This is a genomic window from Sulfitobacter sp. G21635-S1 (assembly GCF_027213915.1).
Taxonomy (GTDB): domain Bacteria; phylum Pseudomonadota; class Alphaproteobacteria; order Rhodobacterales; family Rhodobacteraceae; genus Sulfitobacter.
Window position 1 is genome coordinate 73,013 of sequence record NZ_JAPWGV010000014.1, and the last position, 14,602, is coordinate 87,614.

At 62.5% G+C, this 14,602-nt stretch carries 16 protein-coding genes; 6 read left to right on the forward strand and 10 right to left on the reverse strand.

Features of this window, described 5'->3' with window-relative positions; all coding sequences use genetic code 11:
* Window positions 1–71: 71 nt before the first annotated feature.
* Window positions 72–1,490, reverse strand: a complete 1,419-nt coding sequence (locus O4H53_RS14665; protein ID WP_269364853.1) for a hypothetical protein — start codon at window positions 1,488–1,490, stop codon at window positions 72–74.
* Window positions 1,491–1,499: 9 nt separating this feature from the next.
* Window positions 1,500–2,462 carry a thymidylate synthase gene (locus O4H53_RS14670; protein ID WP_269364854.1) on the reverse strand — a complete coding sequence of 321 codons (963 nt, stop codon included), beginning with the start codon at window positions 2,460–2,462 and terminating at the stop codon, window positions 1,500–1,502.
* A gap of 199 nt (window positions 2,463–2,661) precedes the next feature.
* Here O4H53_RS14670 and thyX point away from each other — a divergent pair, with 199 nt between their 5' ends.
* A complete protein-coding gene (gene thyX / locus O4H53_RS14675; RefSeq protein ID WP_269364855.1) occupies window positions 2,662–3,576 on the forward strand; it encodes an FAD-dependent thymidylate synthase in 915 nt (304 codons plus the stop codon).
* 370 nt (window positions 3,577–3,946) lie between these two features.
* Window positions 3,947–4,600: a hypothetical protein gene (locus O4H53_RS14680; RefSeq protein WP_269364857.1), complete on the forward strand. Its 654-nt coding sequence runs from the start codon at window positions 3,947–3,949 to the stop codon at window positions 4,598–4,600.
* 325 nt (window positions 4,601–4,925) lie between these two features.
* On the opposite strand, the gene O4H53_RS14685 is transcribed toward O4H53_RS14680, so the two are convergent.
* Window positions 4,926–5,390, reverse strand: coding sequence for an REP-associated tyrosine transposase (locus tag O4H53_RS14685; RefSeq protein ID WP_269364859.1), 465 nt, complete (start codon window positions 5,388–5,390; stop codon window positions 4,926–4,928).
* 26 nt (window positions 5,391–5,416) lie between these two features.
* Here O4H53_RS14685 and O4H53_RS14690 point away from each other — a divergent pair, with 26 nt between their 5' ends.
* From O4H53_RS14690 to O4H53_RS14700, 3 genes are all read left to right on the forward strand, one after another.
* Complete coding sequence (locus tag O4H53_RS14690; protein ID WP_443069609.1) at window positions 5,417–5,791, forward strand: arsenate reductase family protein; 375 nt, start codon at window positions 5,417–5,419, stop codon at window positions 5,789–5,791.
* Between the two features lie 220 nt (window positions 5,792–6,011).
* Window positions 6,012–7,196, forward strand: coding sequence for a cytochrome P450 (locus tag O4H53_RS14695; RefSeq protein WP_269364861.1), 1,185 nt, complete (start codon window positions 6,012–6,014; stop codon window positions 7,194–7,196).
* 113 nt (window positions 7,197–7,309) lie between these two features.
* Complete coding sequence (locus O4H53_RS14700; protein WP_269364862.1) at window positions 7,310–7,603, forward strand: hypothetical protein; 294 nt, start codon at window positions 7,310–7,312, stop codon at window positions 7,601–7,603.
* A gap of 44 nt (window positions 7,604–7,647) precedes the next feature.
* On the opposite strand, the gene O4H53_RS14705 is transcribed toward O4H53_RS14700, so the two are convergent.
* Complete coding sequence (locus tag O4H53_RS14705; protein ID WP_114275799.1) at window positions 7,648–7,854, reverse strand: cold-shock protein; 207 nt, start codon at window positions 7,852–7,854, stop codon at window positions 7,648–7,650.
* A gap of 165 nt (window positions 7,855–8,019) precedes the next feature.
* On the opposite strand from O4H53_RS14705, the gene O4H53_RS14710 reads away from it, so the two are divergent.
* On the forward strand, window positions 8,020–8,343 hold the full coding sequence (locus O4H53_RS14710; protein ID WP_269364864.1) for an arsenate reductase family protein: 324 nt from the start codon (window positions 8,020–8,022) through the stop codon (window positions 8,341–8,343).
* Between the two features lie 10 nt (window positions 8,344–8,353).
* On the opposite strand, the gene O4H53_RS14715 is transcribed toward O4H53_RS14710, so the two are convergent.
* The 6 genes from O4H53_RS14715 to O4H53_RS14740 all read right to left on the reverse strand — a co-directional run bounded on the left by O4H53_RS14715 (window position 8,354) and on the right by O4H53_RS14740 (window position 14,549).
* Window positions 8,354–8,902 (reverse strand): DoxX family protein, encoded by a 549-nt coding sequence (locus tag O4H53_RS14715; protein ID WP_269364866.1) that lies wholly within the window; start codon window positions 8,900–8,902, stop codon window positions 8,354–8,356.
* Window positions 8,903–8,915: 13 nt separating this feature from the next.
* Window positions 8,916–9,656, reverse strand: a complete 741-nt coding sequence (locus O4H53_RS14720) for an HvfC/BufC N-terminal domain-containing protein (protein ID WP_269364868.1) — start codon at window positions 9,654–9,656, stop codon at window positions 8,916–8,918.
* The gene (gene bufB / locus O4H53_RS14725; protein ID WP_269364869.1) at window positions 9,653–10,501 is read right to left on the reverse strand and encodes an MNIO family bufferin maturase; all 849 of its coding nucleotides are present in this window, start codon (window positions 10,499–10,501) and stop codon (window positions 9,653–9,655) included. The genes O4H53_RS14720 and bufB overlap by 4 nt, the downstream gene beginning before the upstream one ends.
* Window positions 10,502–10,576: 75 nt before the next feature.
* Complete coding sequence (locus O4H53_RS14730) at window positions 10,577–10,882, reverse strand: BufA1 family periplasmic bufferin-type metallophore (protein ID WP_269364958.1); 306 nt, start codon at window positions 10,880–10,882, stop codon at window positions 10,577–10,579.
* 201 nt (window positions 10,883–11,083) lie between these two features.
* A complete protein-coding gene (gene thrS, locus O4H53_RS14735; protein ID WP_269364871.1) occupies window positions 11,084–13,069 on the reverse strand; it encodes a threonine--tRNA ligase in 1,986 nt (661 codons plus the stop codon).
* Between the two features lie 1,093 nt (window positions 13,070–14,162).
* Window positions 14,163–14,549: a VOC family protein gene (locus tag O4H53_RS14740; RefSeq protein ID WP_269364873.1), complete on the reverse strand. Its 387-nt coding sequence runs from the start codon at window positions 14,547–14,549 to the stop codon at window positions 14,163–14,165.
* Window positions 14,550–14,602: the final 53 nt, after the last annotated feature.

A 14,602-nucleotide genomic window follows, 5' to 3' on the forward strand; every position in this document is an offset into this window, starting at 1 on the left:
CGCATTCTCGGGCAGAACCTAGCATGGTCGGGGCAGAGTGCCAGCCCTTCGAACAGCGCGGGCAGGGGGCGTCAGAACTTCGACCGCACGCCCAGCGACACCGAGAGTTCCCGCGTCTCGTAGCGGCTGACGTTGGACGAGGTGCGCCCGGCGCTGATGCGCAGGTTCGGTGCGAAACCGGCATAGTCGAGGTCGGCAAAAAAGAAATTCACATCGGCAAAGACCGACCGGTCCTGCCGCCCTCCCGGCACCGCGAAGAAGACCGCGAAATCGGGGTAGTCGGAATAGCCCGCCGTGATGCCCGTCGAGACCTGCGCCGGCCCGATCTGCCGCCCCAGCACATAGCTGGCCCGCAGCGTGGCGGCGCTGTAGCGCGCGTTGAAAAAATCGCTGTCCGTGTGCCGCAGGTTCAGGGCGAGCGAAATGCCGTCTCCGTTCTCCAGCTTGCGCCGCAGCCCGGCATCCAGGTCCAGCACCGTGGTGTCGAAGCGGTCGCCAAGGGCCGATTGCCGCTGTTCCAGCTTCGCGCCCAGGTTCAGCCGCGTGGCATTGTTCAGCCGCCAGGCCGCCCCGGCGCCCAGCCGCAGGAAATCGAACGATACGTCGCCACCGCTCCAGTAGCGACCGGCAGCGACGTCGGTCTGCAGCAGCGTGCCGCCGTCGCCCAGGACCTGCTCATGGCTCAGCCCCAACTCGGCGAAGGTCGCGCCGTAATCGCTGTTCGTGGCCGTCGGCGCCTGCGCCTTGGCGCTGTCGCTCAGCGCCACCCGACGGACGTAGAGCCGCCCTTCCAGCGTCGTGCGGCTGGTCCGGTCTTGCCACAGCTTGTAGCCCAGCCGCGTATCGAGATGCCCGACCGTTCCCGACAGCGCCTTCGCCGCGCCGCTCAAGGTGCCGATGAAGGGCAGCCCGTCGATGATCTGCACCGCCATTTCCGAGCCGTTGTTGACGTTGCTGGACGGGCGCAGGCCGCCCTGGATGCTGAACTGCCAGGGGTTCTCGGCGCGCAGCCGCGCATAATCGCGGCCCAGCTGGGCCTCGGTCCGCGCGTCGGGCGCATTCTGGACCGCCCGGCGTACCCAGATCTGCGAGAGGGTCTTGCGGTCTTCGCGGTAGGACATGGAGGCTGCCAGGCGCGCCGCCTCGAACCTGTTCTGCGGCGTTTCCGCCAACCGGTAGGCACGGGCGGCAGCGCGGCGCGCCTCGCTCGGCTGCTGCAACTGGCTATGGGCCTGCGCCAGCGTGAAATGCGCAAAGGCCGAACGCGGATCGGCCTGCAGCAACCCCTCGGCCAGGCGATAGGCCAGCACCGGCTCCCCGTCCTTCAATGCCTGCACCGCGATCGCGCGTGCCTCGGGCAGGGTGATGCGGGTTTCCTGGGCCCTGTCCTGTGGCGGGGCCGGGGTCTGGCCACCGGCCGTCAGCGGCGCGCAGAGCACGGCGCCCAGGGCTGCCGCCCGCAGCCACCGCTTCCTGCCCCCCCGGCACATCACTGGCGCTTACGGGTGGGGCTGGTTGCAGAGCGGATCGGCCTGGGGCTGCCCGCAGGCGGCAAGCACGAATATGCCCCATTCGATCTCGTTGCTGAAAGCGTCGATGTGGTCGTCGACCCGGATGCCGCCCGCCACCGCCGCCGCGCCGTCTCCGCCAAAGATGCCACCGTAATCGCCTACGGGGATGTCGTTCTGCGTCGCGATGCCCTGAAATGTCCCGTCCTCGGCAATTCCCGTGTTATCGAGCGCAATATCCTCCAGCTGAAGCGGGTTCGCCGCGTTCGGGAAGATGCCGGGACCCGAGTTGTCGTAATCGACCGCGATCCGGTTGTAGATGACCCCCGCCACCTGCGCGTCCGAGAAATCGGCGGTGATCAGAACGTCGCCCCGTGTCTCGGCAGCCTGCGCCGAGAGTACGGCAGGGTTGGTGCCCGGGGCTGTCGGCAGCAGATCCTCGTTGGAGCCCGGACCGTTCAGCAATCCCACATAGGTGCCGGCATAGCTGACCAGCCCGCCATCTGTTTCCGATCCCGGCTCCACCGGAGGGGAATAGGCCGTGGCTTCGTTGGAATAGGCCAGCCCGCCAAAGACCTGCTGGAATTGCACGCCGCTCACGATCACGGCCGCCTGCACCCCGTCAATCTCGCGCACGAAGGCGGTGTTGTGCCGGTCGAGCGAGCCATCCTGCGCCGTATAGGCCTGGTATCCGGCCTGGTCGAGCGCCGCACGGCGCCGATAGACGCCGGTCAGCGGGCCGTCGTCGGCGGGTGTGCCGACCACTGTCAGCGTCTGGTTGCGCGGATCATAGGTGAAACTCTCAAGATTGCCCGCAAGCACCTCGGGAATTGGCGCAACGCCATTGCCCGGATCGCCGCCCGTATCCGTGGTTGTCCCACCAAAAGGCGGCGTGCCGCCGCAGGCCGACAAGAAAACAGCGGCCCAGGTCAGCGCAATTGCGGTGCGTTTCATTTTTTCTGCCCTCAATATATATCTTTGTTTTTTCGCACCCTCCCAAACCCCTGCCTGCCTTGTCAACGCGCGATAGGGGGGAGTGTCATTTTCCTGCCCCAGTGCATCCCAAAAACAATACCGCATATCGTGGTTCCTGTGACGCACCCCCGCAGATATAGTAAATCCCGAATCCCAAGCCCATCACAGGACGCGCCCCATGACCCTCACGCCAGAGCAACAAGCCGAAATCGACACCCTGCGCAGCCAGTCGCAGCAGACCCTGCGCGCCACCGTGCCGGGGATGGAGGCGCATCTCTACAAGGCGCATGAGGTGCTCGACCACGGCTTCATCCGGGTGATCGACTACATGGGCGACGATTCAGCGATCTGCCAGGCCGCCCGCGTCTCCTATGGCAAGGGCACCAAGAGCGTGCAGAACGACGAAGGGCTGATCCGCTACCTGATGCGGCACTGGCATTCGACCCCCTTCGAGATGTGCGAGATCAAGCTGCATGTGAAACTGCCCGTCTTCGTCGCGCGCCAGTGGATCCGCCACCGCACCGCCAACGTGAACGAATATTCCGCCCGCTATTCGATCCTGGACCGCGAATTCTACATCCCCGCGCCGGAACACATCAACGCGCAATCCGTGGTCAACAACCAGGGCCGCGGCGGTGTGCTGGAGGGGGAGGAGGCCGCCCGCGTCCTCGAAATCCTGAAATCCGACAGCAACCGCGCCTATGACCATTACGAACAGATGATCAACCAGGACGGCCAGGACGGTCTGGCCCGCGAACTGGCCCGCATGAACCTGCCTGCCAATGTCTATACCCAATGGTACTGGAAGGTGGACCTGCACAACCTGTTCCACTTCCTGAGACTGCGCGCCGACGCCCATGCGCAATACGAAATCCGGGTCTATGCCGATGCGATCTGCAAGGTGGTGGCCGATTGGGTGCCAGCCGCCTACGGCGCCTTCGAGGATTACCGTCTTGGGGGGGCGACGCTCTCCGGCAAGGCGCTGGACTGCGTGCGGCGGATGCTGAAGGGGGAAGAGGTGACGCAGGAGAATTCGGGCATGAGCAAGGGCGAATGGCGGGAGTTTGAGGGAGTTTTGAACGACCCCACGTAGGGTGCGCATTCATTGCGCACCATCCCCCCGTGCAACCTGACGCTGCCGGTGCGCATGAATGCAGCCTGCGCCGGATGCTGAAGAGGTGACGCAGGAGAATTCAGGGATGTCCAAGGTGGAATGGCGGGAGTTTGAGTGAAAAACGGGCGCGCAAACTTGCGCGGCCAATCAAATTGGAAATGTCATGTGCGCGAGAAGAATAGGTACCGCAGAGTTTTTTGAGGCCAACCCGTTCTGTTGTTTTTGTGGTGGAACTGTACTCGCAACTACCATTGAACACGCACCCCCAAAGGTCTTGTTTAGGAATAAATATAGACTCAAGGGATTGGAGTTTGCTGCCTGTGAGCGCTGTAATCTTGGATGCTCCGACTTGGACAACGTAGCGGCTTTCTTTTGCATACTTTCTGGGGCTGTCTTTGACCCTGGCCTTATCGACGACTATTGGGAACGTATCGCTCAAGGTGTTAGGAACAACACCCCTGAAGTCCTGGACTACATTGGTACTCTTGATGCACCGGAGGTCTGGGATATTGGCTCTGGCCCGGAGCATTTGCACAAAGTCGGGATAAATAAGAGAGTCTATGTCGATTGGCTCAATCCTTGGGTTGCGAAGCAAGCCTGTGCGCTTTGGTACCATCACACGAGAAAAACAATCACTGAGACCATGTGCATCTTAGTCAGATGGATGGAAATGGAGGGAATACTTAAGGAGGGAATTCCCGAAAGTTTGATTGAAGTCGCGCCATCTCATGGCGCTTTGCAAATGGGAAAACTGAACTCTTCGGATCAGTTCGCTTACCGTCATAATCTCAATCCAACCGAAGGCATTGGTATTATTATCTTGGGTGCTCACGGAAGCTCAGTTGCGTATGCGTTGATTATGGGGAAAGATCATATGTTGGAAAGATATCGCACACGCTATCGTGGCGACCTCTTTGCGACGTCAGCTCAAAGGGGGATCGAATTGTGGAGCCCCTATGAGACCGGGTTCATTCGAGCGGATAGCCAAATAGAACCAAGTTAAGGCATCTAACCTTGGAATCCATGCCAAATCTCCGATTTGGCAGCGCCCGAACCGCCCCCGTCGTGCCGGAGGCACGCCTGCGGCGTGACGCGGGCGCTTCGCTTCCGCCCCTCGGTTCGGGCGCGGTGCTCCTTTTCAATTCACCGTAGGGTGCGCATTCATTGCGCACCATCCCCCGCGCAACCTGGCGCTATCGGTGCGCATGAATGCGCACCCTACGGTCGATCCCCCCGCGCAACCTCTCGCTGACGGTGCGCATGAATGCGCACCCTACGGTCGATCCCGCCTCTCAACCGCTCGCTGCCGGTGCGCATGAATGCGCACCCTACGGGTGGTCGCGATGCCATGATGAAAATGGCCAATCTTCGGGGCGTTCCACAAATCCGTGTTTCACCGGATTGTGCCAACAATACGCGATATGGTTGTGAAAATCGGCCTCATTTCGAATATGATGCTCCCGGAACCGCCGCTGCCAGAGGCCACGCTCTCGCCGCACGACATGGCTCAACCGCCGATGGCCCATTGGCACTCTGCGCGAAAACCGGGACTTGATCACCTGCACCCGAGTCGAGAAATCCCTGTCCCCCTCGGGCAAGGTCCACACACAATGCATGTGATCGGGCAAGACGACCCATGCATCAATCCTGAAGGGCCGCTCTTCCCGCGTCCTGCGCACCGCCATCCGCAGGCTTTCGATATGATCCACCAACCACCACGCGCCGCGCTCTGCCAGCGTGACGGTCAAAAACACACTGGCACCAGGCTGGCGGGGACGACGGTAATTGGGCATGGTCAATTTGTGGCAAATCAAGGTTAATGGAACATGAAACGCCATATGCCCATACCCCAAGGAAAGCCTCCAACATGATCCTCTACGGCCTGCCCACCTGTTCCGAGTGCAAGAAAGCCACCAAGGCGCTGAGCGACGCAGGCCATCGTGTCACCCTGCGCGATGTCCGCGCAGATCCGCTGAGCGAAGCGGAATGGGCGCCCCTGATCGCGGAATTCGGGGACAATCTCATCGACCGGAAATCCCAGACCTACCGCAACCTCAGCGTCTGGATGCGCGAGAGCGAGGCCGAGGCGCAGCTGCTGGACCAGCCCGCCCTGATGGCCCGCCCCATCCTCACCGATGGCACGCGGTACACGCTGGGCTGGGACGATGCTGCACAGGCCGTCTGGCTGGGCTGAACAGCGGCCATTGCCAGGGCACGCAGCGATCTACGCGGCGGCACCGCGGGATGAAACCCAGCCTGCGGTTTCCCGGTCCGGGCGCGTGGTCCCGGACAAAGACCTCACGGTGCGCACCGGAAACCAGAAATAAGTAAATATTAACAATGACTTAATGTTCACACCTGTGAGCCCTCCGGCACCTCATTGACAGCCGCGAAAATCCCCCCAGACTCTGCCCATGTTCGACCTGTCCCATCCCCCCGCGGATTTCCTTGAAAATCCCTTCCCGCATTACGACCGCCTGCTGGCCGAGGCCCCGGTCTGCCCGCAGCCCGACGGGTCATTCCTGATCAGCCGCCATGCCGATCTGAACGCGATCTACCGCGACACCGCGCTCTATATCTCGGACAAGAAACAGGCCTTCGCGCCCAAGTTCGGCCCCGGCTCACCGCTCTACGAACACCACACCACCAGCCTCGTTTTCAACGACCCGCCGCTGCACACCCGCGTGCGGCGCATCATGACCTCGGCGCTGACGCCAAAAGCGCTGGCGCGGATGGAGCCGGGGCTGATTGCCACCGTCGATCACCTGCTGGAGACGATGCCGCCGGAGGCCGACCTGATCGAGGATTTCGCCTCCTCCATCCCGATCCAGATCATCGGCAACCTGCTGGATGTCCCGATGGATGAACGCGCGCCCCTGCGGGACTGGTCGCTGGCCATCCTCAGCGCGCTGGAACCCACGCTGACCGAGGCGCAGCTGGCCCGTGGCCACCGGGCGGTGAGGGAATTCAAGACCTATCTGCAAGACCTCATCGCCCGCCGCCGCGCCGATCCGGGTGATCCGGAGACCGATGTGCTGACCCGCCTGATCAACGGTGACGACAGCGGCAGGCTGACCGAGACCGAGCTGATCCAGAACTGCATTTTCATCCTGAATGCGGGGCATGAGACCACGACCAACCTGATCGGCAACGGCCTTGCCTTGCTGAATGATTTTCCTGATCAGAAACAACGGCTTATCGATGATTCCGCCCTGATCGACACGATGGTGGAAGAGGTGCTGCGCCTGCGGTCTCCGAACCAGTTTGGCAACCGTGAGACAACGGCCCCGGTCACGTTGGGCGGGTACGGGATTCCGCCGGGCAGCAATCTGCACCTGTGCATCGGTGCCGCCAACCGTGATCCGGCGGTGTTCGAGGATCCCGGCGTCTTTGACATCGCGCGCCGGCCCAACCGGCATCTGGCCTTTGCCGGCGGGCCGCATGTCTGCGTCGGGCTGACCCTGGCGCGGATGGAGGGGCGTATTGCGATTGCCCGTTTCCTGCGCCGCTATCCGTCCTACCGGCTCACGGAGGGTCGCGTGCCCGGCGGGCGCATCCGCTTTCACGGCTACCAGCATCTGCCTGCACAATTGGGGTAGGGACGGGCGCCAGTCACCCCGGGACACCGGCAAATGCGGCAATAAACGCTGGACAGCTTCGCCCCGCGCGGTCACACTTGGGCGACATAGCGGTATGATAAATGAGGGATAATATGCGTTTCACAACCGGCGCGATGGCCGCCATCGCCATGACATTTACCACGCTGATGCCTGCACAGGTCGCGGCTCAGCCCAAGATTTATGCCTATCCGGCCAGCGCAAATTACTGCCCGGCGGGCCTGCAGCCCATCACCATCGCGGGGGTCATCTGCTGCGGTACGCCGAACCAGAGCATCTCATACCAGCAGGCCATGGCCCATCCGGTACGCAGACACAAACCGGTCAGGAAGACTTACGTGCGCTCGGCGCGTGCGCATTGTCAGGCGGGCCTCAAGGGCTGCGACTGATGTGATCGGGCGGTCCCGGTGCCATGCCGCCGGGACCGGATCGGTCAGAGCAGCGCCAGATCGGTCGCCATCTGACGCCCGTCGCGTCCCTCGGTGAGTTCGAAGCTCACTTTCTGCTCGTCAGCAAGGCCGGTCAGGCCGGACCGCTCCACTGCAGATATATGTACAAAAACGTCGTTCCCCCCACCTTCGGGTGCGATGAAACCGTACCCTTTGGTTGTGTTGAACCACTTCACGGTGCCAGTTGGCATAATGTCCGTGCCTCCTTTGATCTTTGCTGTTCCTGCCGCAGCAGGGTGTGCCCGTTCATCGCCCGGGCCCACAGGTAAAAAGATTGAGCACTGTGCCGGAAAATCAAGTTTCCCGTCCAAATTTCCTGCAATAAACAACCGGGGAATAACAAAAGGGCCCGCAAAATGCGCATCTATGGATTGAAGAATTGTGACACCTGCCGCAAGGCATTGAAATCGCTGCCTGCTGCGGAACTGGTGGATGTGCGGGCCGATGGCCTGCCCGATGCGGTGCTGGATGCGGCCCTGGAGCAGTTTCAGGCGGCGCTGGTCAATACGCGCTCGGCGACCTGGCGGGGGCTGGACGAGGCGGCGCGCGGCATGGCGGCGCGGGACCTGATCAAGGCGTATCCGGCGGTGATGAAACGGCCGCTGATTGCGGCGGGAAATGCGCTTTTCCTGGGGTGGAACAGCCAGGTCGAGGCCGAGGTCAAAGCGCTTGCTTCCTGATCCCGGGCCCTCAGGCAGGGCCCATGCTGCCCCGCAACGCCCGGTCGAATGACAGGGGGCCTGCGCCCTTGATCACCAGCACCAGCAGGACAAACACCCACAGGCCGCGCTGATCCAGCACAAGCGCATCGGGGAAGCGGTCAAACCATGCCCCCAGGGCATCGGTCTGGCCGTGGCCGTAGATGTCGGTCAGGGATTGCAGCACGACAAAGCCGATCATGCCAAGCGCCGCGAGCCGGGTGAACAGCCCCAGCACGATGGCAACGGGCAGGATGAATTCGGCCCAGGTTCCGGCTATGACGACAATCTGGTGAAACACGGAAAGCGCGTCGGAATCATATCCTGCGGCCTCGAACGCCTTGGGGAAAATCTGGGCATAGGCACCGGCGGAAGGCATCAGGAGGCCCGCCAGACCATCGCCCAGCTTGGTCAGACCGGAGTTCAGGAAGTAGACCAGCAGGATCGCGGCAACAAGGAACCTTGCAAGCGTCGACAGGAGCCAGTCTGCCCGTGCCAGCCTGTCGGTCACGGCGAAATAATGAGACAGGAGTGATGACATATCGTGTCCTTGATCAAAGAGCCGTAAAGGCCCGGGCATTCAGGGCGGCGGTCAGGCTGCGGCCCAGATCGAAATCCGCGTGGCATGCGGTGGCCCTGTCCACCGCCGCGCCCAGGGTGTGACCTTCGGCAAGGGCGGCGAGCCAGTCGGCGGCACCGGCGGGCAGGGGATGCGGCGCCGGGTCGAATTCGGGCCGGGTGACCAGCACGTCCTGCGGTATGGCGGCGGGTTTGGGCGCATCGGGCTGCATGTTGAAGCGCCAGATGTCGTAGAGCGGCCAGGCCGAGCGCAGGATCACGCTGGCCGGGGCCAGCGGCAGGCGCAGTTCCGTCAGCGCCCCCGGGGTCATGCTTGCCAGCGGGGTCGGATCGAACGCTGCGGCATCCGCCGCGTGGTAGGACCGGCGCAGGGCGAGGTCCAGCCGGGCGGCATCGGCCAGATAGCCGATCTGCGACAGGGGGGCGAAACCCTGGATGAAGGCGGGAAAATCAGCGCCGTAGAACATCATCAGCGGCGAGCGGGGCGGAAAGGCGCGGATGAATTCCAGCGCCAGCCGGTCAAAACGCTGCCCCCCGATCAGCTTGCGCACCAGCGGGAAGGCGGTGTTCATCGCTTCGGTCAGCGAGACCGTGACATTGTTGCGGTAGACCGCATAGCGCCGGCCGGCGGGGCTGGCCTTGCCATCGCTGAGGCCGGTCGGCACCGGCTGGTCCGGGTCCAGCAGCGCTTGCCGGAATGCCTCCTGCGCAGTCATCCGGCAAGCGCCCTTGCGGCGCGCTGCGCCTCTGCCCGCAGGATGGGCCAGTCGGGCACATCATTGTCCCATTCCACCAGCACCGGTTTCGGGCCGGTCTGCGCCAGCGCATAATCCAGCAGGGCCCAGACCGGATCGGCCACGGGTTTGCCGTGGCTGTCGATCAGCAGCGGCGCGCCATGATCGTCGTGATCCTCGTCATGGCCGCCGACATGCAGCTCTTCGACCCGGTCGGTCGGATAGGCGTCGATATAGGCCTGCGCGCTGATCCCCAGATTGGTGGCGGAAATGAAGACATTGTTCACATCCAGCAAGAGACCACAGCCAGTCTGCCGGGTCAGCGCGGATAAAAAGTCGCATTCAGACAAGTCGGACTCGTCAAAAACAAGATAGCTGGAAGGGTTTTCCAGCAGCATCCGCCGCCCCAGCCAGTCTTGCACCTGATTGATGTGGTCCGCGACACGGGCCAGTGTGGCCCGGGTATAGGGCAGCGGCAGCAGATCGTTCAGGAATTCCGCCCCATGGGTGGACCAAGCCAGATGTTCGGAGAAACTGGCCGGTTTGGCCCAGTCGCAGAGCTTTTTCAGCCGGGCGAGATGGTCGCGGTCCAGCGGCCCTTCGCCGCCGATGGAGAGGCCAACGCCATGTACCGAGAGGGGAAATTTTTCCGACAGGGCGCGCAGTTGCGCCAGCGGGCGGCCACCGTCGCCCATATAGTTCTCGGCATGGACCTCGATCCAGGCGACATCGCCGGGGTCGTTCTGCAGGTCGTTGAAATGCTGGGGTTTGTAGCCAACGCCGGGGGCATTCGGCAGGTGGTCAAACGGGCGGGCCGCGTCAAGCATCATATCGCTCCGGGCAGCTGGGGTCGGGGGCAGAGTGGCACCCCGGACAGTTGGCCCGGGGTGCGGATCCTTGGGTTATGCGGGCGGGTCGCGGTCCAGCGCCTCAAGAGAGCCCTGGCGTGGCGTTCCGTCGGCCATTTGCGGCAGCTCGATTTCGGCGCAGGTGCCAGCGTCAACCAGCGTCCAGGCGTTGCCCTGATAATCGGTCACGGAGGTGCCTGCACAGGTGGTGCCGGGGCCGGCCGCACAATCGTTTTCACCGGCAAGGCTGACGCCGTAGCATTTTTCCTTGGATGCCGCTTCGGCGGTCGTGGTGCCCTGCGCCGTCATCGCGGCGGCAACTGCGCCTGCAATGGCGAATGATTTCATGGTGTTGGACACAAAGCCTCCTGTATTCGTCATGTGGAACATGTGATGCCTTGAGTAAAGCAGTCACCGGACCTTAGCACCATTCACGAGCAGGTGTGTCACGATCCTGTCAGGAGAAACGTGAGAAATCCGGTGAAAGTTGCGCGAAGACAGCGCCATTGCGGCGAAATTGTTTCAGGCGGGCGCCGGGCGGCAGGCACCGCCCGGTGAATGTTACAACGCGCGCAGGTCCGGCGGCGTGGCCTCGGCGGCCAATGTTACAGCCACTTCGGCAAGCGGCTGCACGGATGTCTGTTTTTCGCCAAGGCGGCGGACGGAGACTGTTTTGTCTTCAACCTCGCGCGCGCCGACGGCCAGGATCACGGGCACCTTGCCGACCGAATGTTCGCGGACCTTGTAGTTGATCTTTTCGTTGCGCGTGTCCGCTTCGGCGCGCACGCCTGCGGCCAGCAGTTCGGCCACGACCTCCTGCACGTAGTCATCGGCCTCGGAAGTGATGGAGGCGACCACAACCTGACGCGGGGCCAGCCAGAAGGGCAGCTTGCCTGCGTGTTCCTCCACCAGGATGCCGACGAAGCGTTCAAAACTGCCCAGCGTGGCGCGGTGCAGCATGAAGGGGCGGTGTTTGGCCCCGTCCTCGCCGATATAGGTGGCATCAAGCCGTTCGGGCAGGTTCGGGTCCACCTGGAAGGTGCCGCATTGCCAGACACGGCCGATGGCATCGGTCAGGTAGAAGTCGAGCTTGGGGCCATAGAAGGCGCCGTCGCCCGGTTCCAGCGTGTAGGTGCGGCCGGTCTTGCGGATCGCTTCCTCCAGCGCGTTTTCGACGTAATCCCAGGATTCCTCGGTGCCCACGCGCTTTTCGGGGCGGGTGGCGAATTTGATCTCGAACTCGGGGAAGCCCAGCTCGGCATAGATCTCGGCGAGGAATTCGATGAAGCGGGCGCATTCCGCCTCGATCTGTTCCTCGGTGCAGAAGATATGGGCGTCATCCTGGGTAAAGCCGCGCACGCGCATGATGCCGTGCAGCGCGCCGGAGGGCTCGTAGCGGGTGCAGGAGCCGAATTCGGCCAGCCGCAGCGGCAGGTCGCGGTAGGATTTGAGGCCCTGATTGTAGACCTGGACGTGACAGGGGCAGTTCATCGGCTTCAGCGCGTTGATGCGGGTTTCGGCCTTGTTGGTTGCGGCGGCATCGTCATTCTCGCCGTCGCGGCTCTCGTCCACTTCGACGATGAACATATGGTGCTGATACTTGTCCCAGTGGCCCGAAAGTTCCCACAGCTTGCGGTCGACGATCTGGGGGGTGTTGATCTCGCGGTAGCCGCCCGCGCGCTGCTTGCGGCGCATGTAGTCCTGCAGGGTGGTGTAGATGGTCCAGCCGTTGGGGTGCCAGAAGACCTGACCGGGGGCTTCTTCCTGCATGTGGAAGAGGTCCATCTCGCGGCCCAGCTTGCGGTGGTCGCGCTTGGCGGCTTCTTCCAGCATGTTCAGATGCGCGCGCAGCTTTTCCTTGCCGGTGAAGGCCACGCCGTAGATGCGTTGCAGCATCTGGCGCTTGCTGTCGCCGCGCCAATAGGCGCCGGCAATGGACATCAGCTTGAAGGCGTCGCCCGGCACCTGGCCGGTATGTTGCAGGTGCGGACCCCGGCAGAGATCCTGCCAGTCGCCGTGCCAGTACATGCGCAGCGGCTCGTCGCCCGGGATGCTTTCGATCAGCTCGACCTTGTAGGGCTCGCCCCGCTCTTCGTAGTATTTGAGTGCAACATCACGGTCCCAGACCTCGGTGCGGACGGGATCGCGCTTGTTGATGATCTCTTTCATCTTCTTTTCGATCTCGCCCAGGTCTTCGGGGGTGAAGGGCTCGGCGCGGTCAAAGTCGTAGTACCAGCCGTCCTTGATGACAGGGCCGATGGTGACGCGGGTGTCGGGCCAGATTTCCTGCACGGCGCGGGCCATGATATGGGCCAGGTCGTGGCGCACCAGTTCGTTGGCCTGATCTTCGTCCGCCATGGTGTGAATGGCGATGTCGGCGTCGCCTTCGATCGGCCAGGCCAGATCGAAATGGGCGCCGTTCACGGTGGCGCTGATGGCCTTCTTGCCGAGGGATTTGGAGATGTCTGCCGCGACCTCGCCCGCAGTGATACCTGCGTCGTACTGTCGTGCATTGCCATCGGGAAGGGTAAGGGTGATCTGGGCCATCTGGGCCTCCTCGTCGGTTTGGCGCCTACGAGACGCCCGGTTGCGGGTTATGAGGGCGCAGACATCGCGCCTGGTCGGGGGCTTGTCAACCTCGGGCGGCAGCGAAGGGGGCGCGCGGTGGGAATTTTTGGCGGATGGTGTCGGGAAAGCCGGGTTTCGCCGTGATGTTTGCGCGGCGGGCGGCAGCGGGGGGGCTGGCCCTTGCGAGAGTGTCGACTGCCTTGCCAATGCGATCCGAACCCACGGATTTTCTGAAACCTGTCGGGAAGTCGCGGTGGGCAATCCTGATCCTGCCGCCAGCCATTTCCGACCCGGACCGGAGCATTGATGCGAGATGCGTGAAAGACCGGTGCGTGGACGAAACAGCCGTCGATCAAAGGCACCCAGGCCCGGAACAAGCCGAAGGCGCCGGGCCATCGCCTGCCCGCCGGTCGCACCAAAGGTGCGCCCTTGATCGTTGGCATGCCTTTGGCATGACGGGCGGGCGATTTGGAGAGGCCAGGAGTTCCACTGACGGGATTCATCATGGCAGAGAAATTAAGTGGCATTTACACAAGTCGGCATCGCCCACCCCGGGCAGGCGACGGCCCGGCTTGCGCTTCGCCTGACTCCGGGCGCTTTCCGGACCTCCGCTGCGCCAACCATGAAGGTGCCATATGCGCGCGGCACTGATCCGCAAATCAAGACATGTCAAAAATGACATGTCAGATTGCTGAAAAAACACGTTCCTGCACCCGCCCCCCCGAAACAACGAAATCGTTCTTCCACGACGCCAGCCACAAGCTTGGCCCGGGTGTCAGCCCGGGCCGCGCCCGACCCTCCCGTCAAACCGAAGGTTTGCCTCCGGCAAAACGGGAGGGCGCTTTTGGTGACTTCTCGTATCACACTGACAACATTGATATTTGTAAGGGAGGCGCTCCGAATGCGCGTCTCAATGCGCCCTCCCAGGCTCGGGCGCGGCCCTTCGTTCGAAAACGTAACGCTGAGCGCAGAAGAACGATTTACCTCCGGCGGCAGCCGTTTCCGGGTTTGTCAGCAATCTGACATGTCAAAAATGACATGTCTTCATTTGCGCAGAACCGGGGTCAACCGGTCATGCGTCGTAACTCGAAATCTCGATCAAGTTATGGTCCGGGTCGCGTATATAGACCGACAGTATAGGCCCTTGGGCGCCCGTGCGTGCGATGGGCCCGGCCTCTATCGGAACGGCAGCACGCCTGAGCATTTCCACAACGATGTCCGGGGAGAGCGACGTTATCAGGCACAGATCCATCGACCCTGGTGTGGGGCGCAGTGCCTTTGGTTCAAACTCCTGACCTGCCTGATGCAGATTGAACTTTTGTTTGCCAAACGCCATCGCCCTCCTTCCTTGCCCGAAGGTGATGATCTCGAAGCCAAGAACTTTTTCATAAAACGCGCAGGTCTTGTCCAGGTCCGAAACCGTAAGAACAAGATGGTCCAGATGTGAAATTTCCAGCATTCGGTTCGCCTGACACTCAATTTCCATTGTCTGCCCGCATTGTCGCGAGATGG

Bases quoted from the DNA above. Each gene is read 5' to 3' on its own strand.
- O4H53_RS14715 (WP_269364866.1), bottom strand. From the start codon at position 8,902: ATGTCATCACTCCTGTCTCATTATTTCGCCGTGACCGACAGGCTGGCA.
- O4H53_RS14685 (WP_269364859.1), bottom strand. From the start codon at position 5,390: ATGCCCAATTACCGTCGTCCCCGCCAGCCTGGTGCCAGTGTGTTTTTG.
- thyX (WP_269364855.1), top strand. From the start codon at position 2,662: ATGACCCTCACGCCAGAGCAACAAGCCGAAATCGACACCCTGCGCAGC.
- O4H53_RS14705 (WP_114275799.1), bottom strand. From the start codon at position 7,854: ATGCCAACTGGCACCGTGAAGTGGTTCAACACAACCAAAGGGTACGGT.
- O4H53_RS14720 (WP_269364868.1), bottom strand. From the start codon at position 9,656: ATGACTGCGCAGGAGGCATTCCGGCAAGCGCTGCTGGACCCGGACCAG.
- O4H53_RS14700 (WP_269364862.1), top strand. From the start codon at position 7,310: ATGCGTTTCACAACCGGCGCGATGGCCGCCATCGCCATGACATTTACC.
- O4H53_RS14670 (WP_269364854.1), bottom strand. From the start codon at position 2,462: ATGAAACGCACCGCAATTGCGCTGACCTGGGCCGCTGTTTTCTTGTCG.
- O4H53_RS14690 (WP_443069609.1), top strand. From the start codon at position 5,417: ATGGAACATGAAACGCCATATGCCCATACCCCAAGGAAAGCCTCCAAC.
- O4H53_RS14665 (WP_269364853.1), bottom strand. From the start codon at position 1,490: ATGTGCCGGGGGGGCAGGAAGCGGTGGCTGCGGGCGGCAGCCCTGGGC.
- bufB (WP_269364869.1), bottom strand. From the start codon at position 10,501: ATGCTTGACGCGGCCCGCCCGTTTGACCACCTGCCGAATGCCCCCGGC.
- O4H53_RS14710 (WP_269364864.1), top strand. From the start codon at position 8,020: ATGCGCATCTATGGATTGAAGAATTGTGACACCTGCCGCAAGGCATTG.
- O4H53_RS14695 (WP_269364861.1), top strand. From the start codon at position 6,012: ATGTTCGACCTGTCCCATCCCCCCGCGGATTTCCTTGAAAATCCCTTC.
- thrS (WP_269364871.1), bottom strand. From the start codon at position 13,069: ATGGCCCAGATCACCCTTACCCTTCCCGATGGCAATGCACGACAGTAC.
- O4H53_RS14740 (WP_269364873.1), bottom strand. From the start codon at position 14,549: ATGCTGGAAATTTCACATCTGGACCATCTTGTTCTTACGGTTTCGGAC.